The organism is Gemmata obscuriglobus (genome assembly GCF_008065095.1).
GTDB classification, from domain to species: domain Bacteria; phylum Planctomycetota; class Planctomycetia; order Gemmatales; family Gemmataceae; genus Gemmata; species Gemmata obscuriglobus.
This window is the reverse complement of record NZ_CP042911.1, coordinates 4969173-4995612: the sequence shown is the minus strand read 5'-3', so window position 1 is coordinate 4995612 and position 26440 is coordinate 4969173. Positions and strand designations below refer to the sequence as shown.

Genomic DNA, 26440 nt, shown 5'->3' with positions numbered 1-26440 from the left:
GACCCGGAGCCCCGGCACGGCAGGAATCGCTGTGCGGAGTAATATCCCTCCGAGCGAGTGCCCCACGAGGCCGACCGGGTGCCCGCGCACGGCTAGTCTCTTTTTAAGTTCAGCGTAGCGCTGAAGTTTGGAATCGATTATAGGGGGTGTATCCGACCGGGGGATGCCATGAACGCGCTGTCGATGGACTTGCGGAAGCGGGTGCTTGAGGACTGTGATGCGGGGATGGGAACCACGGCCGTCGCGGAGAGGTACAAGGTGAGCGCGTCGTGGGTACGCCGTCTCAAGCAGCGGCGTCGGGAGGACGGGCGCATCGAGCCCGGGTCGTGCCGCAACAACCGGGTGCCCCAACTCGACACCCAGGCCGAGCGGATCCGCGAGGTCATCGCTGCAACGCCCGACATGACCCTCGAAGAGCTCAAGGTGAAGTTGGGCGTTGCGGTCGCCCTCGGGACCCTGTGGCGAGCCGTCGCCAAGCTCGGCCTGACGGTGAAAAAAAAGTCCAGCGGGCGTCCGAGCAGGAGCGCCCGGACGTGAAGCAGAAGCGGGCCGATTGGAAGGCGACCCAACCGGCATTGGACCCGGACAAGGTGGTGTTCATCGACGAGACGTGGGCCCGCACGAACATGACCCGGCGTTATGGCCGGAGCCCCAGAGGGGAGCGGCTGGTGTGCCCGGTTCCGCACGGGCACTGGAAAACGACGACGTTTGTGGCGGCCCTACGGGCCGATGGGCTGACGGCCCCGATGGTGATCGATGGGGCCATGACCGGGGACCTGTTCGTGGCCTACGTGAAGCCGATCTTGGTGCCCACGCTCCGGCCCGGTGATGTGGTGGTGATGGACAACCTGATCTGCCACAAGCGGGTCGCGGCCAAGCAGGCGATCGAGGCCGCGGGCGGCCAGGTGCTGCTCCTACCGCCGTACAGCCCCGACCTGAACCCCATCGAGTTGGCGTTCTCCAAACTCAAGGGGTTGCTCCGAGCCGCCGGGAAGCGAACCATCGACGGCCTATGGGACTTCTTGGGAAAAGCGGTGGATGCGTTCACACCCGACGAGTGCCGACGGTACATCCGGCACTGCGGATACGGAATCAATACCGCTACAATGAACTTAAAAAGAGACTAACTTGCTCAGACGCGAGCGAAGGCGGCCGAGGATTCGCGCGAGCGGCTCAAGCGTGGGGGAATAGCCGAAGTAGCGGACGTGATGCCCGGCGTTCCGGAGCGCCACACCGAGACCGAAAAGCGAGAGCGGCGTGCGGCCCAATCCGTGGACGAGGAGGAGTTGCATAGGGACGAAGCCACTCCAGTTTTCGGAACCCGTCGGCGGTACAGCGACCGCCGACGGGACTTCTGGAGGTTACTGATATCGGCTCACGGGTGCTTCGCAGCATCCGGATTCGTTGCCGTAGCGGGATCGCTGGTTCCTTCGGCCGGCGTCTCCGGCACCGGTTCGGCGATCGGCAGCTCGGCCGCCGCAACGGCGAGGTGTTCGCCGTGCGACTTCGGCGGGCCGCTGATCAGTTCGATCAGCGACTGGATGGCAACATAGAACGCCGGGACGAAGAACACCGCGAGGACCGTTGACGTGACCATCCCGCCGAAGACGGCGGTCCCGAGCGATTGCCGACCCGCCGCCCCGGCCCCTTCCGCGATCACCAGCGGCACCACGCCGAGGATGAACGCGATGGAGGTCATCAGGATCGGCCGGAACCGCAGCCGGCTGGCCTCCACGGCCGCCTCTCGCACCGAGCGGCCCGCGAGCCGCAGTTCCCGCGCGAACTCGACGATCAGGATCGCGTTCTTGCTCGCAAGCGCAATGATGAGCACCACCCCGATCTGGGTGTACACGTTGTTGTCCATCCCGCGCGCGTTGATCCCCGCGACCACCCCCAGAATCCCGAGCGGGACCACCAGGATGACCGCGAACGGCAGCAGCCAACTCTCGTACTGAGCCGCCAGCACCAGGTACACGAGGAACACGGCCAACCCGAACACGAGCATCGCCTCGGTGATCGGCAGGCCCAACAGGGTGAACATCGCACCGCCCGTCCGGCGCTCCTGGAACGACACCGCCGTCCAGTCGAACCCCATCGACCGGGGCAGTTCCTGGCCGGCCACCTCTTCCATCGCCTTGAGCGCGTCGCCGGAACTCACCCCCGGTCCCGCGGCACCGTTGATCGTGGCCGTCTGGTACAGGTTGTACCGGGTGATCGACTGCGGCCCGGTCCGGGTCTCCGGGGTCAGCAGCGTGGACAGCGGGACCTTGCCGTTCTGGCGGTTCCGGACTTCTAGCTTGCGGATCAACCCGGGGTCGCCGCGGAACCGCGCGTCGGCCTGGATGCGCACCTGGTACGTCCGGTCGAACTTGTTGAAGTCGTTGACGTACACCGACCCGAGGTTCGCCTGGAGCGTAGCGAAGATGTCGCTGACCATCACCCCCATCTTCTCGGCCTTGGCCCGGTCGATGTTCAGGTAGATTTGCGGCACGCCGGCCCGGAACTGGCTCGCGGCCATCCCGATCTCGGGGCGGCGTTGCGCGGCCGCAACGATCGCCTGGGTGCGCTCTTGGAGCACGTCCGGCCCCACGCCCTCGCGGTCCTCGATCTGCATTTGGAACCCGCCCGCCACGCCCAGGCCCATGATCGGCGGCGGCACGAGCACTAGCACGAACGGCTCCTGGATGGAGTTCAGCGAACCCATGAGCCGCCCCACGAGCGCCTGTTGCATCAGCTCGGGCGACTTTCTCTCAGACCAGTCCTTGAACGAAATGAACGCCGTGGCCGCGTTCGGCGCGTTGGTCCCCTCTAGCAGCGACATGCCGCCCAGCACCACCCAGGAGTCCAGCCCCGGGGTCGCGGCCAGGATCTGGTTCATCTTGTCCGTGACATCTTTCGTGCGGCTCAGCGAGGCGGAATCCGGGAGCTGCACGGCCACGATCACCCACCCCTGGTCCTCTTGCGGCAGGAACCCGGTCGGGGTCTTGGAGTACCACCACCCGGTCCCGGCCGTCAGTCCCAGGAACACGATCAGCACCGCCCACCAGACCTTGAGGAGCTGACGGACGGACCACGAGTACGCCGCTTCGAGCGGCCGGTAGAAGAAGTCGAACGCCCGGGTGAACAGGTTCCGCCCGGTGTGCGGCCGCAGCCACGCGGCGCACTGGGCGGGCTTCAGCGTGAGGGCGTTCAACGCGCTGATGAGGGCCGTGGCCGCAATGGTCAGCGCGAACTGCCGGTACATCTGGCCCGAGATGCCGCCCAGGAACGCGGTCGGGACGAACACCGCCATCAGCACCAGCGTGATCGAGATGATGGGGCCGGTCACCTCGCTCATGGCGCGGATCGTCGCCTCGCGCGGCGCGAGCCCCTTCTCGATGTGGTGGCTGGCGTTCTCCACGATCACGATGGCGTCGTCCACCACGATCCCGATCGCCAGCACCAGCCCGAACAGCGTGAGCAGGTTGATCGAGAACCCGAGCAGCGCCATGAACGCGAACGCGCCGATGATGGTGACTGGCACCGTCGTCGCCGGCACCAGCAGGGCGCGCCAGTTCTGGAGGAACACCATGATGACGATCAGCACCAGCACGCCGGCCTCGATGAGCGTGTGGTACACCGACGAGATGGCCGCGTCGACGAACTTGGTGGTGTCGAACGGGATCGCGTACTCGACGCCCTCGGGCAGGCTCGGCTTCACCTTCTCCATCGCCGCCCGCACGCCTTTGGCCACCTCGATCGCGTTGGAGCCGGGGAGCTGGTACACGATCAGGAACGCCGACTCGCGCCCGGCCTGCACGGCGAACATGTCGTAGTTCTGGGCGCCCAGCTCGACCCGGGCCACGTCCCGCAGGTACACGAGCTGACCGGCCTCGCCGCTCTTGAGGATGATCTCCTCGAACTGCCGCGGGTCCGACAGCCGGCCCAGGGTGGTGACGGTCATCTGGAACCGCTGCCCGGGTTCGGCGGGCGACTGCCCGATCTGCCCGGCGGCCACCTGCACGTTCTGCCGGGCGAGGGCCGCGGACACGTCCTGGGTGGTGAGCTGCCGGGCGGCGAGCTTGTCCGGGTCGAGCCACACCCGCATCGAGTACGAGCCGGCCCCGACCACCGTCACCGTCCCGACCCCTTCGACCCGGCTCAACTCGTCCCGCAGCCGGAGGGTCGCGTAGTTCGACAGGAAGAGGCTGTCGTGCGCCCCGGTGGGGTCGGTCAGCGAGACGACGAGGATGATGCTCGACGACTGCTTCTCGGCCTTGACCCCCTGCCGCCGCACGTCCTCCGGGAGCACCGGTTCGGCGGCGGCGAGGCGGTTCTGGACCTGCACCTGGGCGTCGTCCAGGTTGGTCCCGATTTTGAACGTGATGGTGAGCGCGTAGGCCCCGTCCGAGGACGACGTGGAGGACATGTAGAGCATGTTCTCCACGCCGTTCACCTGCTGCTCGATCGGCGCGGCGACCGTGTCGGCTACCACCCGTGCGTTGGCCCCGGGGTACGCGGCTGTCACCTGCACCGTGGGCGGGGTGATCGACGGGTACTCTTCCACCGGCAGCCGGGAAAGGGCCACCACCCCGAACAGTACGGTGATGACGGCGATCACGTTCGCGAAGATCGGCCGATCGACGAAAAACTGCGAAATCATGTCGTTCTCTGAAGGGCGGGGCGGTCCGATCGATCTTCGGCGGTCCTGTACCGAACTCCCGCACAGGGCTTCCGCCCTGTGCTACGTCCGGCGACCCCTCCGGGGTGCCAAACCAATGCAAAAGAGAAAAGTCAAAAGGTAAAAGAGACGCAACCTTTTGCCCATTAACTTGCTTCCCGCCCCGGAGGGGCCGGCGGCCGTAGCACAGGGCGGGAGCCCTGTGCCACCAACTGTTACTTGGCCTCGGGCGCCGGCTGCTGGAGTTCGCGGTGCTCGGGCGTGACGGGGGCGCCCGGCCGCGACTTGGTCAGCCCGGTCACGAGCACCCGATCGGCCCGGGTGAGTCCCTTCGCCACCGCGACAACGGACCGCACGGGCACCGGTCCCGGCGGCGGGCCGCCCGCACCCGGCGGCGGTCCACCTGCGCCCGGAGCCGCGCCCGCGCTCGGAGCGCCGCCGGGTGGCGGTACGGGGGCCGCCAGCGTCCACGTCGGCCCTTGCTGCGACTCGGCCTTCCAGACGTGTTGCGGGACGACCGTCACTGATCGCTTCTGAACGACATTGCCCTCACCCAGGACGTAAACGAACTGGCCCTCCTGGCCGGTCATCAGGGCGTCTTCGGGAATCACAGGGAGCGTGCGGAGCGGACCCGACGGGACGCGGATTCGGGCGAACAGACCCGGGTAGAGCAACCGGTGGCGGCCCGGTTCCACGATCGGGTTGGCCACGCGCCCGCGGATGCGCACGGTGCCCGTGGACGTTTCGACCCGGTTCTCCCGGAAGTCGATGACGCCCCGGTGCGGGAACCCCTTTTCGGTCGCGACCCCGAACTCGACCGGGAGCGTCGCCGGCCCCTTCGCGCCCGGTGCGGCCCCGGACGGGGTGCGCTGGTACTCGATCAGGTCGCGCTCGGCGGCGTCGTAGTAGACGTACAACTCGTCCATGCGGACGATCGTCGTGAGCAGGGTCGTTTCGTTCTGACCGACGAGGTTGCCGGGGGTCACCAGCGTGCGGCTGATGCGGCCGTCGATCGGGGCCTTGATCTGCGTGTACTCGAGGTCCAGCCGGGCCGTCCGGAGCGCCGACTCGCCCGCCTCGCGGTTGGCCGCCGCAACGTCCAACTGGGCCTGCGCGGCGGCGAGGTTCGCCTGGGCCTTGTCCAGGTCGAACACCGCGCCGGCGCCCGAGTTGTAGGTCTTCTGCTGCCGGTCCACTTCGGCCTTGGTGAGCCGGATCTGGGCTTTGGCGTTGGCTGCGTCGGCCTCCGCCTTGCTGATATCGGACTTCGCCTTCAGCTCCGCGGCCTCGTACTCGCGGGGGTCGATGCGGTACAGCAGGTCCCCCTTCTTCACCTCGTCCCCTTCGGTGAACCGGAACTCTTCCAGCACCCCCTTCACCCGCGCGCGGACCTGGACCGACTCGACCGAGTCCAGATAGCCGTTGTACTCGTAGTACGATTGGACCGGGAAGTCGATCGGCTGGGTGACCGACGCGACCGGCGGCGGGGGCTCGGGCGGGGCCGGCGGGGCGCCCCGGCACCCCAGGGCCGCGAGACACGCCGCCAGAACGATGAACCCGTTCGAGCCGAGGTAAAGTCGCAACGCGTTAACCATACTGTTCGTGTCGTGGGTGGTTCTGTTCGGGAGCGGGCGCGCCGACCCGGGTCCTTCGAGAGGACTAAATGGGTTGCGCGTGTACCGACCTGATTGTTGATCGCACCGGGTCAAACGTGCCGGTCATCGGGTGCATGCGATCAGACGATTAATGACGGCCTCGGCGTTGTTACTCGTGGGCGACTTGCACATCGTGGCCAGCCAGAGCCCGTCGGCGGCCAAACGAACGATCTCAAGATCCACACCGCCGTCCGTCTCGGCGTGCCTGTTGAGCCGGTCTCCGATCCAGTCGCACCAGCGCCGGGTCAGCGCCGGGTCGATCAACATGGAGAGCGAGATCGGGATTCCCCGCTCGTCGAGGAGGCCGACTTCGATCTTCCTCAACGCGCTCACGTAGGCGCGTGTGAAGGACCCGCGTGGGTTAGTGTCGCGGGCCATCTCCTCATCGATCGTCCGATCCAGGGCGGCCATCATTTCTTTGAATACCGCCTCGACCATGGCCTGCTTGCACGGGAAGTGGTGGAGCAGTCCTCCCTTGGTTACCCCGGCCGCCGATGCCACCGCCTGCATACTCAAGGACGCAAACCCATCGTTGACCGCCAAACGGGCGGCACTTTCGATGATGGCCCGGCGGACGTGCTCGGGCTCCTTCTTGCGCCGGTGAGCTTCAGACATGGCTGAAAGATACCGACCGGTCGTTTTGTTTTCAAGCAGCATGCCCCACATTTATGAGAGGCTGATTAAAGTCGTCCCGCGTGGATAACTGACCTAATGCGTGCTTCAATCGTGGATACCGGGGCGTCGGAGTGACCTTAAACGTGTGTGAGGAGATATCGCAGGAACATGGTGTTGCTCCGTGTTTCACAGCGTAGCTTCCGTGCCGACGCTGCCGACTGGAGCGGATGGTGGGGTTCAGCCAGCACGCCGAATGCCCCATCTAATCACCTGCGTCGTGAGGCGTGGTTGGTGCGCACGATGGCTTTCCCTTCGGTGCCATCAGTTTGATAGGGGGGCGGTCCGTGACGTTCGGACGACCCGCGCGAATCCGGACTACGAACGAGTTGTGCGTGTCGTAGCCGTCGCTTGTAGGTCGCTCCTAATAAACCGGTGAAATTTGTGTGTGTATTTGGTAATACGAACGCTTTATTAACGAGCCGCGACCGCGAGGGAGCGGGATACGTGGCCCCGCTCCCTCGCGGTCGCGGCTCGTCAACAAAAGTGACATCGCGGGTGGGTTCATGTATCAGTTGCTTTCCCGTTCGGACCGGAATGTCGAGAGGGCAGGGCAGGGGGGCGAGGGTTACATTCGACGGGGCACGGACTGGACATTCGCCGCCGCCGGACTGGTAATTCGCTACCGAATCGCTGGGTGATCGCTACCACTGAATCACCCAACAAAAGCCTTTAAAACGAGGGGTCGGTCAAGAGACATTAGCCCACGTCGGTATCGTGTATGTCGCAGTAACAGCTCGCTGGGTAATCGTTTGCGACGAATTTGATCGGGGCGTGGTTCCGGGTTCTGGGCGGTAAATGAATGGGAGTTGTGGGGCCAAGGACTTCCGGAAGTGCTGCGGAGGGGAAGTGCAGTGGAACCATCTCGGACCGACAACCGTTCGGCACGTCGGCACAACGGCGAAGAGGAGAGCGTTCCCTCGTTCCGATTCGCGCCGATGGATGAACGGCCCCTTCGGCCTTATCGAAGGGGCCGGCTGGTCGCATTAGCTCGGGAGCAGGTCCTTCACGACCTCTTGCTCCTTCAGCAGTTCGTCGAGCGTCTTCTTGAACTTCGCTTCGCCGAACGCGTCGAGCTTCAAACCCTCGACCACGTTCCAGTTACCGTCGCCGCTCGTGGTGCAGGGGTATCCGAACACCAGGCCCGCCGGAACGCCGTACTCGCCCTTCGAGACGATGGCGGCGCTGGTCCAGTCGCCGGCCGGGGTGCCGGTCACGAGGCTCTTGACGTGGTCGATGGCCCCGTTCGCGGCCGAGAACGACGACGACACTTTCGTGGTGTCGATGATGAACTTCCCGCGCTCCTGGGTGTTCGGGACGAACGTGTTTTCGAGCCACGCGCGGTCGGTGATGACCTCGGTCGCGGGCCGGCCGCCGATCTTGGCGTTCGTGAAGTCCGGGTACTGCGTGTTCGAGTGGTTGCCCCAGATGGTGACGCAGGTGACGGCGTCGTTGGTCACGCCCGCCTTGATCGCGAGCGCCGAGACCGCGCGGTTGTGGTCGAGCCGGGTCATCGCGTGCCAGCGGTCGGCGGGCACGTCCCGGCCGTTGCTGTAGGCGATGAGGCAGTTCGTGTTGCACGGGTTGCCGACGACCAGGATCCGCACGTCGGACGCCGCGTTCTTCGCGATCGCCTGCCCCTGGCCCACGAAGATCGCGCCGTTCTTGCGGATCAGGTCGCTGCGCTGCTCGCCGGGGCCGCGCGGGGCGGCGCCCACGAGCAGGGCGTAGTTGCACCCGTTGAACGCGACGTTCGGGTCGTCGGTGATGACGACGTCTTTGAGGGTGGAGAACCCGCAGTCCTGGAGCTCGTACATCGCGCCTTCGAGGTTCTTCAGCGCCGCCGGGTTCACCGACGCCGGCACCTCGAGCAACTGGAGGACCACCTTCGTTTCTGGGCCGAACACTTCGCCCGACGCGAGGCGCACGATGAGGCTGCTCGAAACGCGCCCGGCCGCGCCGGTCACGGCCACGCGAACCACCTTGGACATTGCTTTTCCGCCTAAAAAGGAAGGGGCTCGATGCAGTTCCAGCCGTCTCAAGTCGTGGGGCCAGAGCCGCAACGGCCCGGGCACGGGCGGCCCGCCGTGTCGCTTCCGGTGCGGGCGTTCGGACTTGAAACTCCTGAGTTCAGGTTAGCGAGCGGGCGCGCCGGCGGCACTGGATTCGCTCGCGGTGAATCATAACCTAGCCAATGAACGTGTTATCCGGCACCGCGGCTCGCCATGCCGCCACTCGGCCGGGACCTCTCTCTCACCGGAGACAACAGAGATGGCTGTGAAGGTCGGCATCAACGGGTTCGGGCGGATCGGTCGGCAGGTGTTCCGCGCCGCGGTCGAGCAGGGCGCGCTGGGCAAGGACATTGAGGTGGTCGCCGTCAACGACCCGATGCTGCCGGCGGACAACCTGGCGTACCTGCTCAAGTACGACTCGACCCAGGGCAAGTTCAAGGCCGATGTCAGCACCAAGTCCTCCAAGGGCTCGGGCGAGCACGACACGCTGGTCATCAACGGCCACGAGGTCCGCGCGCTGGCCCTCAAGGCGAAGCCGAACGAGCTCCCGTGGAAGGAGTTCGGGGTGGAGTACGTGCTCGAGAGCACCGGGCTCTGGACCAAGGCGTCGGACGCCCGCGGGCACCTCGAGGCCGGCGCCAAGAAGGTCGTCATATCGGCCCCGGCGACCGACGAAGACATCACGGTCGTGATGGGCGTGAACAACGACAAGTACGACCCGGCGAAGCACAACATCGTCTCGAACGCGAGCTGCACCACCAACTGCCTCGCGCCGCTGGTCCACGTGCTGCTCAAGGAAGGGTTCGGGATCGAAGAAGGGCTGATGACCACGATCCACGCCTACACCGCCACTCAGAAGACGGTGGACGGCCAGGGCGGCAAGAAGGACTGGCGCGGGGGCCGCGCCGCGGCCATCAACATCATCCCGAGCAGCACCGGCGCCGCGAAGGCGGTCGCGCTGGTGTGCCCCGAGGTGAAGGGCAAGCTCACCGGCATGTCGTTCCGCGTTCCGACCCCGACGGTGTCGGTGGTGGACCTGACGGTGAAGACCACCAAGGCCACCAGCTACGAAGAGATCTGCGCCGCGATGAAGCGGGCCAGCGAGACCTACCTGAAGGGCGTGCTCGTCAGCACCGAGGACGAGGTCGTTTCGACCGACTTCATCCACGACCCGGCGTCCAGCGTCTTCGACGCGAAGGCCGGTATCGGGCTGAACAGCAACTTCTTCAAGCTCGTGTCGTGGTACGACAACGAGTGGGGCTACAGCAACCGCTGCGTGGACCTCATGAAGTTCATGGCGGCCAAGGGCTGAGCCCAAGGTGTCGGCAACCGGCCACGGGTCGCCGCAGAAGACACGGATTCGGACGGAAGCTGCGTCAGCCTGTTTTGATCTGTGTTTTCTGTGGTCGTCCGCGGCCCTCTTCTTTTTCTGAGGTTCTGATCCGTGGCCAAGAAGACCCTCGACGACCTCGGCGACCTGAAGGGTAAGAAGGTGCTCGTCCGCGTGGACTTCAACGTCCCGCTCGACAAGAAGACCGGCGCCGTGAAGAACGACCGCCGCATCCGCGCCGCGCTGCCCACGATCAAGCACCTGCTCGACGCGGGCGCGAGCGTGATCGCCATGAGCCACCTCGGGCGGCCGGAGAAGGCCACCCCGGAGGAGCGCGCCAACCTCACGATGGACAAGGTGGCCGCCAAGTTCTCCGAACTGCTCGGTACGCCGGTCAAGAAGGCTGCCAGCGAGGTGGTCGGGGCCGGCGTGACCGCTGCCGTTGCCGCAATGAAGCCGGGCGACGTGGTCCTGCTCGAAAACCTGCGGTTCGACCCGCGCGAGCAGAAGAACGACGCGGAGTTCGCGGCGGCGATCGCTTCGCTCGCGGACGCTTACGTCAACGACGCCTTCGGCACCTGCCACAACGACAAAGACGCCAGCATGGTCGCGGTTCCGGCCGCCCTCAAGGCCGCCGGTAAGCCCCGCGCGGTCGGCCTCCTGGTCGCGAAGGAGCTGGAGATCATTGAGGGCCTGATGAGCGCGCCCAAGGCGCCGGTCCTGGGGATCATGGGCGGCGCGAAGGTGTCGGACAAGATCGCGTTCATCAACGTGCTGCTCACGAAGGTCGATCAGCTCCTGATCGGCGGGAAGATGACGTACACCTTCCTCAAAGCGCGGGGCGTGGACGTGGGCGCCACCCGCGTCGGAGACGAGGAAGTGGCGGCGGCCGGTCCGCTGCTGAAGCACGTCGGGACGAAGATCGTGCTCCCGGTCGATTACGTCGTGGCCAAGAGCGACGACCTGCTCCAGACGCAGGTCTGCGAGGGGCCGATTCCGGCGGGCTTCGAGGGCGTGGACATCGGCCCGAAGACGATCGAGGCGTACAAGGCTGCCGTCAAAGACGCCGCGACCGTGATCTGGAACGGGCCGCTCGGCTGGTTCGAGCAGGCGGCGTTCGCGCGGGGCACGCAGTACATCGCCGAAGCGATGTCGGCCTCGTCCGGTGTCACGGTTGTGGGCGGGGGCGAGACGGCCGAGGCCGCAGAGCAGTTCGGCTACGCGGACAAGATGACCCACGTCTCGACCGGCGGCGGCGCGTTCCTCGCTTACGTCGAGGGGAAGAAGTTCCAGAGCCTGGCCCAAATCGACGACCGCGCGTAAGGTGGCGTGCGGGGGCTCGGAATTCGGATTGTCAAAACGGCTCGCGGGGAGCAATGATGTCTTCTGTTCCGCATCCCGAACTCCGCGTTCCGAATTCGGGGGAGAGCATGTCGACCGAGCGGGCGAAGCGGGGCGTGCCGGAAGGCCTCTGGATCAAGTGCACGAACTGCAAGACCACGGTCTACAAGAAGGAGGTGGTCGCCCGGCACCACGTGTGCCCGGACTGCGACCACCACTTCACCATGCCCGCCCGCGACCGCATCGCGCAGTTGCTCGACGAGGGCACCTTCGAGGAGTGGGACGCGGACATCAAGCCCTGTGACCCCCTCAACTTCGTTGACCGCATCCCGTACGCACAGCGGCTCGCGGAAGAGCAGAAAAAGACCGGGATGCTCGACGGCGCGGTGACCGGTAAGGGGTTCATCCGCGGTCGCGGCGTCGTTCTGGGCATCACCGACTTCGCGTTCATGGCGGGGAGCATGGGTAGCGTGGTGGGCGAAAAACTCACCCGCGCCGCCGAACGCGCAACCGAGCTGAAACTGCCGCTTATTTTTGTGAGCGGGTCGGGCGGCGGCGCGCGGATGCAAGAGGGCATCCTGTCGCTGATGCAGATGGCGAAGATTTCGGCCGCTCTGGGTCGATACGACCAGGCGGGCGGTTTGTACATCTGCATCCTGACAAACCCCACAATGGGTGGCGTGGCGGCGAGCTGGGCGCTGCAGGGCGATATCACTTTGGCCGAGCCCAAGGCGATGATCGGCTTTGCCGGCCGCCGGGTGATCTCGAACACGGTGCGAGTGGAACTGCCGGAGAACTTTCAGACCAGCGAGTTCCTGCTCAAGCACGGGTTCGTGGACCGGATCGTTCACCGAAAAGACCTGCGAACCGAGGTGGCTCGGATCGTTGACTATTGTCAAATTCGTTAGCGGCGGGGTGCGGAGTCCGAAACGCGGAGCTTGTCTGGTTGCCCGTGCAAGCGTCTTCGTTCCGCACGCTGTGTTCCGTGCTCCGCGCTTCTGAGGTGTGTCGTGGGCCTGTTCGACTTCCTGTTCGGTAAATCGAAGGGCGGCGGCTCCACCAAGGGGCTGAAGCGGATTAACGTCGCTCGGCGGTTCGAGCTGAGCGGACGCACCGGTCAAGGGAGCATGTCGAAGGTGTACCGGGCCTACGACCGGGAGCTCGGCCGCACCGTCTGTCTCAAGATCCTCGACAAACTGAAGACCAAGAAGTTCGAGGAGCGGTTCGTCGGTCTGAAGAAGCCGCACGAAGGCGAGATCTGTGCGGCGCTGAAGCACGAGAACGTGGTGCGCACGTTCGAGGCGGGGGTCACCGAGGACGGTTCACCGTGTCTGGTGATGGAGTGGGTCGACGGCCTCGGACTGAACTACCTGATTGAAACGCGATCCCCGCAGCTGAACGGGAACCGGATCTACTACCTCGGCCAGCTCTGCGACGCGTTGCAGTACATGCACGACAACAAGTGGCTGCACCGCGACCTGTGCCCACGCAACGTGATGGTCGACAAAGACGGGGTGCTCAAGCTGATCGACTTCGGTCTGACCATTCCCTACACCCCCGAGTTTTGTCGGGGGGGGAACCGAACCGGTACCCCGGACATCCTCGCGCCCGAGATCCTGAAGCGGAAAGACACCGATCACCGCGTTGACCTGTTCGCCCTCGGGGTCACGGCCTATGAGGTGTTCACGAGCCAGTTGCCGTGGGAACGGTCGCCTTCGAGTGAGGAGACCTTCCGTCGGCGTCTCAACCAACCGCCGCGCGTTGCAAAGGACCTGAACCCGAAGCTCGATGACCGGCTCTCGGACATCCTACTGAAGTCCATTTCACGTGAGCCCGCCGATCGCTACCCGAGTGCCAAGGCGTTTAAAGACACGCTCTTGAAGCTTGAAAAGCAAGATTACTGAGATGGTGGGACGACGTGCAACACGATAACGTTACTTACCTGTTGTGTCCCCTTATGGTTCATATGGCCGGGATCGCTGCGGCTTGATCGTCGTGTGCGGTTGCGAGCCGCAAACCCGTTTTGATCAGCCGTTCGTTGCATTGATTTTCGTGCCTTCTCCCAATCTCGCGGCAGCGGCAATCGCTGCCGTTTCGGTCCGCAACACACGAGAACCCAGGCTCCGGGCTACAAATCCGTGTGTGAGGGCGCGCTCAACCTCTTCCGTCGTGAACCCGCCCTCGGGGCCGACGGCCAAGGTTCCGCCGGCGCCACTCGCGCCCACCAACCCCGGGCCGGTGTGCAGAATTGTTAGCGGCTGCGGTAGGTCGGCACGCGCGACGAACGAGTCCCATTTCTGTGGGGCGTCCACTTGCATCAAACAGTTTCGACCGCATTGCTTACTCGCCTCGATCACCGCACGCCCGAACTTTTCCACCACCGACACTTTGGGTAAGACCACTGCTCGTGTCGTGATGAGCGGGATGAATCGGTTGACCCCGAGTTCGGTCAATTTTTCGACGAGAAAATCGGCGCGGTCTCCTTTCGGAAGGGCTGACGCGACCACGACCGGGAAGGGGAGTTCGCGATTGACAAAGACCGGCTCCCGCACCAGAAGCACAACGCTCTTTTTCCCGGCGCTAAGAATTTGCGCCGGGTAGTCGTTGCCGTCTCCGTTGAAAACCACCACCTCGTCGCCGTCACCGAACCGGCGCACGGCGACGAGGTGGTGTGCCTCCGGACCGGTAAGTACAAACTCGCCGGCACCGAGCAGATCGGGAATGTAAAAGCGATCGGACACGTCTGATTAGATGTCGATTTGCGAGACTTGGAGCGACACCGGCGCGTCTTCGGTGATGTTAACGAAATCTTGGTACGCGTCTTTCGGCTCCCTGGCCGGTGTGTGAACGACCGGAGGGGTGTCCACCGGGATCGGCTCCCAAAAGGTCGCGTAGGATTCCGGGGCGGGAACGTCGCGGGTGGCGGAGTTCATTCGGCTGTCCCCTCAAGGAGTGGCTCGGGCTACGATCGGAATTCGCGTGTCGTTCTGAATCACATCACGATCCGGCCCAAGAGAGACGAACGGGCGCGACGGGCACCTCATTGGTACCCGCACGCACCGGGGTAGGTCAAGTAGGAATCGCGAGCGCACCCATCCGTGTTTTTGGGGCCGCCACGCCGCAGTGGCTTATCCGAATAGCTCTTGCTCACGCCATTCGGTAACGCTCACACTAAACCGGGCTGCTTGGTTTTACACCTGCTCAACAGGGCCGCTCCCGCCGATACGGTGCCACCCGTCCTCGCGCCACTCGAACACGACCTCGTCACGCCCGCGCCACGCGACACAGTACGCTCCGGAAATGTTGGCAACCGACCAACCGAGCCGCCGGAGGAGTTCCCAGTTCGGGTGCGAGGGCTCATGACGGGCAAGTGGTGAGAGCGGTTGCATCTGTGCGGCCTCTGGATCGTGGCACGCCGTAAATGGGCGCCACGGTTCAACGTTAGTACGGAACGACTACGTCCACCGGGCGCTCGTATCGTTACGAACCTCTCCTCAGTGAGTTCCGTTATCGGAGTGCGTGCCGAGCGGGGTGAGCCGTTCGGAGTGGATGTCGAGTTAAAGGCGTATTCATGAGCAGCGCATGCGGATGCTAGCGCACGAGCGGCGTGTTCGCGAGAATCGCGCTACCAGTCACGGCTTCCGCTGCCGCGGGAACGGGTAGTGGCGGCGCAGGCGCTGTGTTGTTGGGGAAAAACTGCTCTCGAGCGGTGCCCGCTGCCGGAATCACGTGCTTATCTTTGTCGCTTTTGGTTCCCAGCAACTCGGCTGGGGTCGGGATGGAGGGGAGCGGCTCGCCGGCCAGTTCGGTGCGGTCGCGAATAGTGCCTTTGCTGAAGGGACCCGCGCCGAACACCCAAAGGTCTTTCGACTGGCTTTCGCCCTCGACTGTGCCGGACTGCCAAAGGGCTCGCCCGGTGACGCGGTTGTAGGCGAATACCCCGATCTTTGCGACCCCACGTTGGTCGTTCTTCTTCATGAGGGCAATTTCGGGAATGCTTGTGGGCAACCCGGGCACTACCGAGGGCAGTGACACCGCAGGGGTACCCACCATCACGCTGTGCCTGTCCGTGCCGATCGCGCCCGCTCGCAACTCGACCACGTATAGGGCACGGGTGCGCTCCTCCTGGATTAGAGCGCCGTGCGCCAGCAACTGCTGACGCACCAAACTGATGACGTAGCCCTTATCGATGACATCCTTTTCAATCGGCGTGGTGTCGAGGAAGACGGCTTGCCCGCTGAGCGCGCTGAAGTCCATCTTCGCGACTGCGTAATCGATCGCCTGCGACACGAGTAGCATCTCGGTGGCCGCACGCGGGCTGTCGGTCATTTTGGTCGTGCCGCACCCCGTCAGTAGTGCGGCCAGCAGTAGCGCGAACACGCGCCGGAACGTGAAGCGTGGTCGGATCAAGGGCTCGGTCCCCGAATGAAACGGGGCACCGGTATAACCGCGCGCCCGCTCGGTGCAAGACGGTTCTTCGCAGTGGCGTCGTTCCACCACGCGGGGTTAAACTGTCCGAAGACTTGTCTTCCAATCTCCATCTTCTGAAAGCCGCAAATGACGCAACTTCATCGCCGCGCTGTGCTCCGCGCGTCCCTCACAGGCAGTACCTTCCTCGCGCTTCCAGCGCTGACTTATCGCGCGGCGCTTTTGGCCCAGGACAAACCGAGCGAAACCGTTCGCGTTGCGTGTGTAGGTGTGGGGGGACAAGGGTTGGCCAACATGAAAGCTGTTCGCAAGAACGTGGTCGCTGTGTGCGATACGGACTCCGTTCACCTTGAAGCGGCCGCTCGGGAGATGGAAAAGGGGACCAAGGTCGCAACCGCGAGCGATTACCGCAAACTGCTGGACAAGAAGGATATTGACGCGGTGCTTTGTAGTACCCCAGACCACTGGCACGCGCTCGTGACGGTCGATGCTTGTAAGGCTGGTAAGGATGTTTATTGCGAGAAACCCCTCACACTGGTGGTGACGGAGGGCCGCGCGATGGTGAAGGCCGCACGCGACAATAAACGGATTGTGCAAACAGGCAGTCAACAGCGATCCGGGAAGGAGTTTCGGCACGCATGTGAACTGGTCCGCAACGGGGCGCTGGGGAAACTGCAGGAGGTGAAAGTCGGTTTGCCGGGACCGAATTGGGTGAGCCGGGCGAAGAAGGCGGTTCCGGACGGAAGCCCGCCGGCGACGCTCGATTACGATCGCTGGCTCGGCCCGGCACCGGAGCGCCCGTTCAACGCCAACCGCGTTCACTACCTGTTCCGGTTCTTCTGGGACTACTCGGGCGGTCAACAGACCAATTTTGGCGCGCATGATCTCGACATCGCACAGTGGGCTCTCGGGCTGGACGACAGCGGCCCGACAACGATCGAGGGCATGGCAACGTTCAACAAGGATAAGTGGTTCGAGACGCCTGAATCCGCAAACCAGGTCTTTACTTACGCGAACGGGGTGAAAGTTCACTGCACACTGGGCGCCGGTGGCAACCCCGGTGGGGTGACGTTCGTCGGCGAAAAGGGCACCATTTCCGTGAAGCGTGGGGCTATCGCCGCGATGCTTAACGGTGAAAAGGTGGCCGACCCTTACAAACTGCCGACGGGCGAGGCGAAATTGTACGTGTCGAAGGGGCACCACGCAGATTGGCTGGAGTGCATCAAGACCCGAAAGCTGCCGATTTGTGATGTGGAGATCGGGCACCGTAGCGCGACCGTATGTCACCTTGGGAACATCGCGATCCGCACCGGACGTAAAATCACCTGGGATCCGAAGTCGGAAACCATCGTCGGCGACAAGGAAGCGGCTGCGCTGCTGACGAAGGAGTACCGAAAGCCGTGGATATTGTTGTATTGATATTGAGACAATTAGTTATCGTGATAGTTGGTATGATCGGTCCTGATTTTGCTAACCTGTTGTAGTGTTCGTTAATATAGGTTTCGCGATCGGAATGTGAACCACACGTGGTGGGCACTGCTGGTGTGTTGGCGGCGGTAGCGATCACGGCCGTCAGAGTAGGTGACGGACCGGTGGCCCGGTGATGCTGCCGGAGATCACCGCTGCGGATGTGCCACGGCTGATGTTGCTATGGGCGGAGCAGACGTACGACAACCATGATCTCTGCGCTTGAGGGCCGATCGCGCCAAGTGCGAAGTCGAGGTGGCGAGCCGGCACCACCCCCAGAAGAGGCAGGTGAAACTGCCCCGTCGATGGGTGGTGGCGCGGATGTCGGCAGAGATCAAATGGTATCAGCAGCCTCACTGCGGATCGGGAGGCGCGTGTGCTCTCCAGTAAACTCATAATTCGGTGGGCCGTCGATCCGATTCAGGCTCCGGCGACTCTACCCCACTAACGATGGGCCTCATTTCGCTACCAAAAAGGACACTTCTCGCTGGACGCGACAGCGGGTACTGCGTTGCGGTGATTGATCTTGTGAAAGAGTCCAGCCGGTGCCTTTTTGGGGGTTACCACACCAACCCATCAAGGACACCGGCATGGACCGCGCTCATGTGCGCGTTGTGTCGAAGAGTTGTGCCCCGGAGACCTTCCCGTGCCCCCGGTGCGGAGAACGGGGACGGCGGAAAGGTACCCACACCCGCCGCGTTCGGGACATCGCCTACGGGGAAATCGTGTTCCTCGAGTTGACCGTTGGAGAATACCGCGCCACCTGTGCCTGTTGCAAGACCTTCCGCTCTCAGATCGAAGGGATCGAACCTCGAGCCGAGTACACCAACCGCGTTCGCGAGGCCGTCATCGACCGACTCCTCGAGGACGGCATGAGCGCCCATCGGCTCCAACAGGCGTTGCGTCGGGACTTCCTCCTGGATCTGTCCGACGGGTTCCTCTCGGACTGCCTGGACTGGAAGGTGCGCCAGACCGACATGCCCGGGTACCGCCAGTGGACGCTTGACAACTTCTCGGGCACCCTGTGCATCGACGAGCTGCACTTGGGCCACCGCACGCTCCTGTTGGCCACCGACCCGATCGGCGATTTCCCGGTGGCCTTCGCCGTGGTCTCGGCCAACGATCAGGCCCATATGCGTGGGTTCCTGAACAACCTGCGGAACCACGGGTTCTTGCCCCAAGTGGTCGTCACCGATGGCTCGAACCTGTACCCCACCGTGTTGGCGGACCTGTGGCCCCACGCCCGTCACCAGCTGTGCGTGTTCCATGTCCTCAAGGACATCAATACCCATGTCTTCGATGCCCTGCGACGGCTCCGACGCGCGCTCGCCCGAAAAGGGGGACGGAAGCGACGTCGGGGCCGGCCGAGCAAGGCCCAGAAACAGGCCCGGGCACGCCGCGGGAAGACCAAGACGGAGCAAGGGCACTTCGTGTGGAAGCATCGGCACCTGATCGTGACCCGACCCGAACATCTGGATGGGCGACAACGCCGCTGGCTCAGCCAGATGTTCGGTTACCTGCCCGCGCTGCGGGCGCTCCGCGCGTTCGCGCTTCGGATCTATCGGCTGTTCGACCCCGAGCAAAGCCCTCATCAAGCGCGGTGCCGTCGGGCGGCTCTGGTCCGAGACGCACAGTACCAATCCGATCCCGACCTGTCCTCGGCGTTGGAACTGCTGAGCGCCGAGAAGTTCGACAAGATGATGGCGTTCCTGCACAGCCCCCACGCTCGACGGGTTCGGACCAATAACCACGTGGAGCGCACCAATCGGCGCCTCCGATACTTGGAAAAGGTGCGGTACAAATGGCGTCGGCGAAGGACCATCGTCCGGTTCATCGTCCTGGCCCTGGATCGCTGGCACCAACAACGCTTGACCCAAAAACAAACCGCGGTCACGCCGGATACACAGTCGAAGGGTGTGGAGACCAGAAAGCCGGCATCATGAAGTTGTCGCGTTCAGCGAGAAGTCTCCCAAAAAGCCTTCGGATCACGGCCTATCGGGCATTCACTCAGCCCGGTGACGCCTGCTCGGGTACACTTGGTTCCATTAGACCATGTTCACGATAAGCGGAACCACTTGTCAGCAATGGGTTTGTGTCGAACATGTGATTTCGGATGCAAGTCTCTGTTCTGAAAGAGTTTAAGTGCAGTTCTTATCCTTATCGTGAACAGGGTCTATTGGGGCATCAGCGTTCCGCACCACCTCCGCAATGCGACGATGGGCGATGACTGATGTCGGGTGCATTGCGAGACCGCGCCGCGTGCTTGCTGCGCGCGGACCGTTACGGCCCACCTGCGGTTTCGATACACCAGTTCCGGAATTCGAGCAGGGGTACGGGATGACCGGCTGGAGCCAGCGGTTCGGCTTGCTCCTCGACGCTCAACTCGATCCGGTTCATACCGGGTTCCAGGAGTAACGAGAGAACGGCTCGGTTCGTTTTGGGCAGAGACAGTGTGCTTGCACGGTCTCGGAGCCGGTAGCGCAAAGTGCGGCGATTGGGATCGGGATGCGCCGGGCCGGCCGCCGTGTCGGCCGTGAGTCGGACCGCACAAACATGGTCTGCACCGTTGTGTATCAGCAGGGTGGTCGGCGCGTTTCCGATCCACACACCCGGTCGCCACTCACCGTCCCAAGAGTTGGCCTGCCCCGCGTACACGCCGACTACCGCGATCGCCTTCTGGTCTTGAACCAGTTTCAATCGTTTGCCGACCCAGCGCTCGGTACCTGGGGCGGACCATGCGCCTCGCTCGAGTAGGGCGAACGACGCTTTGGGGGCGAACAAATCGTAGTTCGGACTCGGCCCGGCGTACGCTCCAACAGAAACATTCCAGCCCGGCGATCGGAATCGCACCGGCACCTCTCGGGTGGCCAATTCGGCCCACACGAAGTGGTTGTCGGCGTAGTGTCCGAGGGCCACGTCGAGCGGTGCGTGTTCGAGCGCCGCCCGGAGGGCCACGGCTTCACTCTGGCGATGCACAACTCGGTGGCTCGGCGGCGCGTAGACGTATCGGGAGGCTGCCGCCCGGAACTGAGGAACCCGCAACCCGACCGTACCGCACACCAGCAGCGCGACCAGTGCGATGCGGACCACTCCCGCCCCGCCGGTTGAAGGCCCTTCAACCGACGGGACGGCGGCCACCTTGGAACGCGGGTCGGCGAGCGCTGCTGCCCCGGCGAGTGTTAAAGGGAAGACGAGTCCGTGGAAAGTGTATAGCCGGAACTCGTCCAGAGCCCACGCGAACGGTACAAACAGGCCACATGCCAAAAGGGCAGAGGCCGCCCGCTGGCCCCGCCATAGGGCGGCGGCAAGGGCTACCGCGATCGCCGCCGCGGCCGCCCGCATCAGCCACACCCATGATATAACGGTTACTGCCTTGAGCGTCGGCAGTTCCAAGTCGAGCGACACCGGAAGCACCCAACTCCAGTCTGTCGGTGGCGGCGGCGGCGGGAACGAGCCGAACATCAACCTGTAGGTCACGAACATCGGTACAGACGAAGCCGCTGACAGAACTAGGGCCGCTACCGCCGGGCGAATGACCGCGGTTCCGAATCCATTAGAGTGTTCGTCCCACCGCCCGCGAATGAACAGCGCCACGAGCGTCACCAAGTACCCGCCCGCAGCGATCGCCAGCAGCACCGGTGGGAACATAGGGCTGAGGCACCACGCAAGCACTGTCCCGAACAGAATGGTCACCGCCCACCGCGCCCGGGATGGCTCCGTGAGGGCCGTAAGCATGAGTGACACGAGCAGCACCCCGGCCGGGTACGCGATTGCCTTTCCGAGGTACCCGGTCCGGTTGTCGGTAAGCCAACTGCTGGCGGCCCCGCCGGCTGCCACGAGTACGAGTATCGGTACGTTGCCCGCGGATGCGCCGGCGAAGCCGGCCAACCCCGCCGCCAGCAGAACCCCGGACACCCAATCGTACGAAAAGAGAGTTGTGGTGCCGCGCGTCTCGGCCCCGGCGGCCAGCAGCAGGAACGCGATCGGGCGGCTGCACTCGCGCCGCAAGTTCCCGTACGTGAGACCGTTCAGCACCTCGGTCGGCTGCGGCCCGTCTGCGGCCGGGTGCGCACGCACCCAGTCCCCTACGATCGCGTAACCGAACATGTCGCTCCCGTCGACCGTGATGAGCGTCGGCTCCCGCGCGTCGATGGCCGTCTTGTTGCAACTCACCGTTGCCCAGTAGGACACGGCCAGAGCGACCACGCCACCGGCAGCAAGATACCGCGCGCGAGGGACCGTTCGGGTCCGAGCGACGGTTACCACGGTCCCGAGCACGTTCAGCCCCCACCCGATCCAAAGGGACTGACGGAGCGAAAGGCCGGTGAAAAAATACAGCAGGGCAAGCGCGCCGCCGAGCGTGAGCACTCCGGCGAGCGGGGCTGCCAGCCACAGATACGGGCGCTCGCTCCGGCGGAACGCACACAGCGCCCATCCGCCGCCCATCCCAAGCGCGAGCAGTGCGAGCACGGTTTGACCGAGTAGCAGCCAGCCGTAAGTGTTCATTGGACCTTCCGGGCGGTGCGCGGGACCTAGCGCGCACATACCACGGCTATCACTCCAGAGCAAGGTGGCATGGGATGCTTGGCCGCGCCGTTCCATGTTCGATACGGCGTGGGCTGGAGCATTGAAGAATAACGACTTATGTTCATTTCGGGATTCAACAAGGCACGTGGCGTGGAGCAAGGATCGGTCCTGAAATAGGCCCGTCATGAAATAGGCCGCGTCACGCGGGGCGGTTGCTCTTGTGTACGTGCCGCAGACTCGCTATCACTCCCCACCGATTCGGTCCACCCGAGCGGAACGGGAGGTGACGCGTGGCGGCCGTGCTGTCCTGGGCTCTGTTCGGTTCTTGGGGCATCATCGGCTTGGCGGTGCTGCGGCTCGGCCGGTTCCGCTGGGGGCCGGCGGTGGTGCTTTTGGCACCGGCGGTTGGGTTCGCGACGCTCACCATCCCAACGTACGTTCTCGTGAGGTGGGGGGTACCGGTGCGGCACTCGGCAGTGCCGGTGGGGGCGTGCCTGCTCGCCGGCGCGTCGGCGGTCCTGTGGCTCACCCGGCCGCGGGCGGCGGCCGCGCGGCTCGTGGCCCGCCGGTGTGCCCTGCCTGCGACGGCTCTTGTTGCGGCCTTCGGGCTGACTGCGTGGCCGCTGTTCGAGTATGGGTTCGACTGGGTGGCCAACGGCAACGACGACATGGCCAACTACTGCCTGATGGCCACGGGGTATCGGGACCACGGGTACGCGCACGCGCCGGAAGTAAGCGATGTGCTGGGCTGCGTTGATCAGACACAGGCTTTTTGGTTTTCGTACATAATTCAGGAAACCCGCCCGGGCTCTGAGGTGCTGCTGGCGATCTCGTCCGTGTGGGCCGGGCGGCCGGTGGTAGAGGTGTTCATGCCGGTGATCGCGGCCCTGAACCTCGCGCTGGTGGCGGCGGCGGGCGGGCTCGCGACGGCATCCGCCGGGCGGCGGGCGGGTGCCCTTACCGCCGGGCTGCTGGCGGTCTCGGCGGCTACCACCTACGGGGTGGTGCAGCAACTCATCGCCCAGGCCGCGGGGTTGGGGCTGCTGTGCGTGGCGGTGGCGCTCGTTACGGTTCGCGTGCGGAGGCTGTCCGCTGGAGCGCTGGCCCGCCGGGCCGGCGCCCTCGGTGTGGTTTTCACCGGGTTGCTCGTGTTCTACCCCGAGGTGATCCCGTTGCTGGTCGGGACGTGTGTGGCTCTCGGGCTACGCGACCTGGTACGGCGGCGGCTGGACGGGCGGCACTTGGCTCAGGTCACCGGGGCAGTGGTGATCATGACGGCGTTGATGCCCGCGTACCTGGTCGGGTGCGTGTCGTTCATGATGATTCAAACCGGCGCGGCCGCCCGCTCGGCTGATTGGCTCAAGGAAATGTTCCCGCTGTACCTCACGCCCCGCGGGCCGGCACTGGTGTGGGGGCTGTTGCCGCTTGCCGGCCCCGAACCGGAGGGCGCGCAGAGCGCCGCGATCCTGCTGGCGCTGGCTCTGTCCGCGGCCGTCGTAACCGTCGCGGCGCGCGGGCTGTGGCGCGGGTTCGCTCCGGCCGCGGTGCTCGCGGTGTCGGCCGCGTTGGGGGCGGTGCTGTTCGTTCGGGGCAGCGGGTTCGGGCTGTTCAAGTTGGCCATGTTCGTGCAACCATTCCTGTGGTCCGTGGTGGCCGGCTGGGTGGTGGCGCGGCACCGCACGCGGTGGGCCGCCCGCGCGGCCGTGGCGGCGGCCGTCGCGCTCGTCGGGCTGAACGTGCGGGTGCAGTTCTGGTACGTGGACCAGAGCCGCGGGCTCGAGGGGCGCGTGGAATTGCTGACCGTCTCCGAGCGGCACGGCCTGTCCGAGTTCCGAGCCGAATACGCCCGCCGGCTTTCGTCCGGCGGGGTGGACCGTGTACTGATCGCGTGCGACAACACGACCTTACGAAAACTGGTAGCGATCGAGGTGCGCGGCACGCTCGGCGGTGAGGTGGGTGTCAGTACGTTCGACGAGCACGTGAGAAACGCGCTGCCGGGCGGGGAGCGTGCCCCGCTGATGCGGGCGCGCCGCGACCTGCTCGAACCATTTCGCGCGCTGCGAGCGGCGTACGCGGCCGAGGCGGCAAACGTGTACGCGGTTCGGGACCCGGACACCGGTGCGGTCCTGTACACGCCGCTGGGGCGGCCTCCGCATCGGGGCAACGAGCCGGAGCGAACACTGGTGGTTGCGAGCGGCGGGGCGGTGGCCCCCCTCAACCGGGTGCGGCATCCGGAGGGCGGGCCGGTGGTGGTGTGCGCCCCGCTGTCCGAACTCCACAACTTTGCGGTGCTGTGCGATGCGTCTGGGGCCCGGCACCACTTTCTCGGGATGACCGAGCCGGATGCGATCGCGCTGTACCAACTCCAGGCGGACCCGGCGTTCGCAGGGCGTAGCGCGGCCGGAACCGGCCGCGCGGTACTGCTCGACGTTCTCAACCCGTCTCCCGAAGTGCGGGTTCTCGTGAGTCACACGGCGTCGTTCCAGGCTGACCCGCAGGCGCGCGGCACCGCCCCGGTGCGCGTGGTCGGTGACCGGCGGGTGACGCTCGGTGCGGTCGGGTGCGGGGCCAGCCGGTTGGTGTCTCCGCCGGTTGCGCCGCAGCCGGCCGGCCCCGGCCGTTACCTGGCGCTCGAGTTCGGGCAGCCGCTGCGTTCCCGCGATCAGCTGGCGGCTGCGGAGCGGCTGTGGGGGGCAGAGCTGTCGCGGGACCGGCGCCGGCTGACCGGGTACTTGCGCGACGCCTCGGTGCTGACCGAAGCCGAATACGCCGCGTTCGCGCCGCCGCCCGCGCTGCACCGATTCCCGGAGGACCTGACGCACCCGCACCTTGAGTTCTCGGGGCTTTCTGAAGAAGGCTGGGTCGGGCGCGAGTTCAAGGTGCGGCTCACGCAGCCGGAGCGCGGGCAGGAGGCCGTGGTCCGCGGGCTGGTACCGGGGGTGCCCGGTGCGGACGGGTTCCGCACGACGGCGGTCGTGCTTGTGGACGGGCGCCCGGGTGTGACCGTTGATCTCGGGCCGGGCGAGTTTGAACTTCGCGCCCCGGGCGGGGACGGGAGCGGGCCGCGGTGGATCACGGTCCGATTCTCGGGTGACCAGACGTTGCCCGCGCCGGACGGGCGGCGGTTGTCGGCTCACCTGCGGTACGTCGGCTTCGAGCCGCAGTGCCGGCCGCCGGAGGCGGTGGGCACGTTCCCCGGCGACCTGGCACGGGCGGGGCTTGCGGCCACCGGGTTGTACTCGGACGGGTGGTGCGCGGCGACGTTCGCGGTCACGTGCCACCCCGCGGCGGCAGGTCACCAGGCGGTCGTTCGCGGCGAGATCCCGGCATTCGCGGGGCGATCCGGATACCGGACCGAGGTGGCGCTGCTCGCGGACGGCGTCGAGGTCGCGCGCCGCTCGGTGGGACCGGGGGCCTTCGAGTTGCGGGCGCCCGGCGGCCCGGCTCAAGGCCGGCGGCTGGAATGCCGATTTACGAACACGCAAGTGCTCCCCCCGCCGGACGGTAGGGCCGTCGGCGCGCTGGTTCGGTTCGTCGGATTCGAACCGGCACGGCAAACACCCTAATTTTAATACCCGTGCCAGAAACAGGGCCCTATATGTCCGCGTCCCCGCAGCTCAGTTTGGTGGTGCCAGCGTTCAATGAAGTGGCCACGATCCAGTGCACCTTGCGCGCGATCCGCGACTACCTGGAACCGCGCGGGGTGACGTACGAGCTGATCGTCAGTGCCGACGGCGCCGACGGCACCCGGGAGGCCGCGGCGGCCCTTGCCGCGGAACTGCCGGTGCGGGTTATGGGCGCCCCGGAGCGCCGCGGTAAGGGGCGAGGGGTCCGCGAGGGGGTGCTCGTCGCGGCCGGCAACATCGTGGGGTTCTTGGACGCGGATTACAAGGTCGCGATCACCGAACTGGAGAAGGTGCTGCCCTGGTTCGACCAGGGTTTTGATATCGTGATTGGCTCGCGGGCGGTGAACGGGGCGGACGTGCGGGTGGGCCAGAAGTGGTACCGCCGGCTCGGGTCCAAAGGGTTTGCCCTGCTGATGCGCCCACTGGTCGGGCTGTACGGGATCGCCGACACCCAGTGCGGGTTCAAGTTCTTCCGCCGCGAGGTGGCCCGCGACCTGTTCGCCCGGCAGCGCATTGACGGGTACATGTTCGATGTCGAGGTTCTTTCGCTGGCGCTGAGGGCCGGGTACGCGGTGAAAGAGGTCGGGGTCACGTGGCAGGACGACGGCGACACCCGACTCCAACTTGTGTCCGGAAACTGGAAGAACGTGAAGGACCTGTTCCGCATCCGGTTCGGCGCGCGGGGCGTGCCGACCGGCTCTCGAACCGCCAGGAGCTGATCC

The 26440-nt window shown here is 65.2% G+C and carries 18 protein-coding genes; 9 read left to right on the top strand and 9 right to left on the bottom strand.

Going from position 1 to position 26440, the window contains the following annotated elements:
* Window positions 1–168: 168 nt before the first annotated feature.
* A protein-coding gene (locus tag GobsT_RS20595; RefSeq protein WP_197905135.1) for an IS630 family transposase occupies window positions 169–1127 on the top strand; the annotation gives its coding sequence in 2 pieces (ribosomal slippage) (window positions 169–508 and window positions 508–1127; 960 coding nt in all).
* Window positions 1128–1375: 248 nt separating this feature from the next.
* Here GobsT_RS20595 and GobsT_RS20590 read toward each other — a convergent pair.
* From GobsT_RS20590 to GobsT_RS20575, 4 genes are all read right to left on the bottom strand, one after another.
* A complete protein-coding gene (locus GobsT_RS20590) occupies window positions 1376–4642 on the bottom strand; it encodes an efflux RND transporter permease subunit (RefSeq protein ID WP_010038538.1) in 3267 nt (1088 codons plus the stop codon).
* 233 nt (window positions 4643–4875) lie between these two features.
* Window positions 4876–6255 (bottom strand): efflux RND transporter periplasmic adaptor subunit, encoded by a 1380-nt coding sequence (locus GobsT_RS20585; protein WP_010038535.1) that lies wholly within the window; start codon window positions 6253–6255, stop codon window positions 4876–4878.
* 123 nt (window positions 6256–6378) lie between these two features.
* Window positions 6379–6972 carry a TetR/AcrR family transcriptional regulator gene (locus GobsT_RS20580; RefSeq protein WP_010038534.1) on the bottom strand — a complete coding sequence of 198 codons (594 nt, stop codon included), beginning with the start codon at window positions 6970–6972 and terminating at the stop codon, window positions 6379–6381.
* Window positions 6973–7973: 1001 nt separating this feature from the next.
* Window positions 7974–8978 carry a malate dehydrogenase gene (locus tag GobsT_RS20575; RefSeq protein ID WP_010042048.1) on the bottom strand — a complete coding sequence of 335 codons (1005 nt, stop codon included), beginning with the start codon at window positions 8976–8978 and terminating at the stop codon, window positions 7974–7976.
* A 280-nt stretch (window positions 8979–9258) separates the two neighbouring features.
* Here GobsT_RS20575 and gap point away from each other — a divergent pair, with 280 nt between their 5' ends.
* The 4 genes from gap (at window position 9259) to GobsT_RS20555 (ending at window position 13574) form a co-directional block, all read left to right on the top strand.
* Window positions 9259–10311, top strand: a complete 1053-nt coding sequence (gap, locus tag GobsT_RS20570; RefSeq protein WP_010042046.1) for a type I glyceraldehyde-3-phosphate dehydrogenase — start codon at window positions 9259–9261, stop codon at window positions 10309–10311.
* A 132-nt stretch (window positions 10312–10443) separates the two neighbouring features.
* Window positions 10444–11652 (top strand): phosphoglycerate kinase, encoded by a 1209-nt coding sequence (locus GobsT_RS20565; RefSeq protein ID WP_010042044.1) that lies wholly within the window; start codon window positions 10444–10446, stop codon window positions 11650–11652.
* A 107-nt stretch (window positions 11653–11759) separates the two neighbouring features.
* The gene (accD, locus tag GobsT_RS20560; RefSeq protein ID WP_010042042.1) at window positions 11760–12578 is read left to right on the top strand and encodes an acetyl-CoA carboxylase, carboxyltransferase subunit beta; all 819 of its coding nucleotides are present in this window, start codon (window positions 11760–11762) and stop codon (window positions 12576–12578) included.
* Window positions 12579–12680: 102 nt separating this feature from the next.
* Window positions 12681–13574, top strand: coding sequence for a serine/threonine protein kinase (locus GobsT_RS20555; RefSeq protein WP_010042040.1), 894 nt, complete (start codon window positions 12681–12683; stop codon window positions 13572–13574).
* A 123-nt stretch (window positions 13575–13697) separates the two neighbouring features.
* Here the strand turns inward: GobsT_RS20555 and GobsT_RS20550 are convergent, their stop codons facing one another.
* The 4 genes from GobsT_RS20550 to GobsT_RS20535 all read right to left on the bottom strand — a co-directional run bounded on the left by GobsT_RS20550 (window position 13698) and on the right by GobsT_RS20535 (window position 16050).
* Window positions 13698–14411: an RsmE family RNA methyltransferase gene (locus tag GobsT_RS20550; protein WP_010042037.1), complete on the bottom strand. Its 714-nt coding sequence runs from the start codon at window positions 14409–14411 to the stop codon at window positions 13698–13700.
* Between the two features lie 6 nt (window positions 14412–14417).
* Window positions 14418–14603: a hypothetical protein gene (locus GobsT_RS20545; protein WP_010042034.1), complete on the bottom strand. Its 186-nt coding sequence runs from the start codon at window positions 14601–14603 to the stop codon at window positions 14418–14420.
* 258 nt (window positions 14604–14861) lie between these two features.
* Window positions 14862–15059, bottom strand: coding sequence for a hypothetical protein (locus tag GobsT_RS20540; protein WP_010042032.1), 198 nt, complete (start codon window positions 15057–15059; stop codon window positions 14862–14864).
* A gap of 202 nt (window positions 15060–15261) precedes the next feature.
* A complete protein-coding gene (locus tag GobsT_RS20535; RefSeq protein WP_050790287.1) occupies window positions 15262–16050 on the bottom strand; it encodes a DUF6655 family protein in 789 nt (262 codons plus the stop codon).
* A 342-nt stretch (window positions 16051–16392) separates the two neighbouring features.
* Between GobsT_RS20535 and GobsT_RS20530 the strand changes: the two genes are divergently transcribed.
* Together GobsT_RS20530 and GobsT_RS20525 are read left to right on the top strand one after the other, a co-directional pair.
* The gene (locus GobsT_RS20530) at window positions 16393–17517 is read left to right on the top strand and encodes a Gfo/Idh/MocA family protein (protein WP_010042029.1); all 1125 of its coding nucleotides are present in this window, start codon (window positions 16393–16395) and stop codon (window positions 17515–17517) included.
* A gap of 773 nt (window positions 17518–18290) precedes the next feature.
* Entirely contained in the window at window positions 18291–19508 is a 1218-nt protein-coding gene (locus GobsT_RS20525; protein ID WP_157506574.1) for a transposase, read from the top strand.
* Window positions 19509–19845: 337 nt separating this feature from the next.
* Here the strand turns inward: GobsT_RS20525 and GobsT_RS20520 are convergent, their stop codons facing one another.
* Window positions 19846–22071, bottom strand: coding sequence for a hypothetical protein (locus GobsT_RS20520; protein ID WP_010042027.1), 2226 nt, complete (start codon window positions 22069–22071; stop codon window positions 19846–19848).
* A 311-nt stretch (window positions 22072–22382) separates the two neighbouring features.
* Here GobsT_RS20520 and GobsT_RS20515 point away from each other — a divergent pair, with 311 nt between their 5' ends.
* On the top strand, window positions 22383–25658 hold the full coding sequence (locus tag GobsT_RS20515; RefSeq protein ID WP_010042025.1) for a hypothetical protein: 3276 nt from the start codon (window positions 22383–22385) through the stop codon (window positions 25656–25658).
* 32 nt (window positions 25659–25690) lie between these two features.
* The gene (locus GobsT_RS20510; protein ID WP_010042023.1) at window positions 25691–26437 is read left to right on the top strand and encodes a dolichyl-phosphate beta-glucosyltransferase; all 747 of its coding nucleotides are present in this window, start codon (window positions 25691–25693) and stop codon (window positions 26435–26437) included.
* The last annotated feature ends 3 nt before the right edge of the window (window positions 26438–26440 follow it).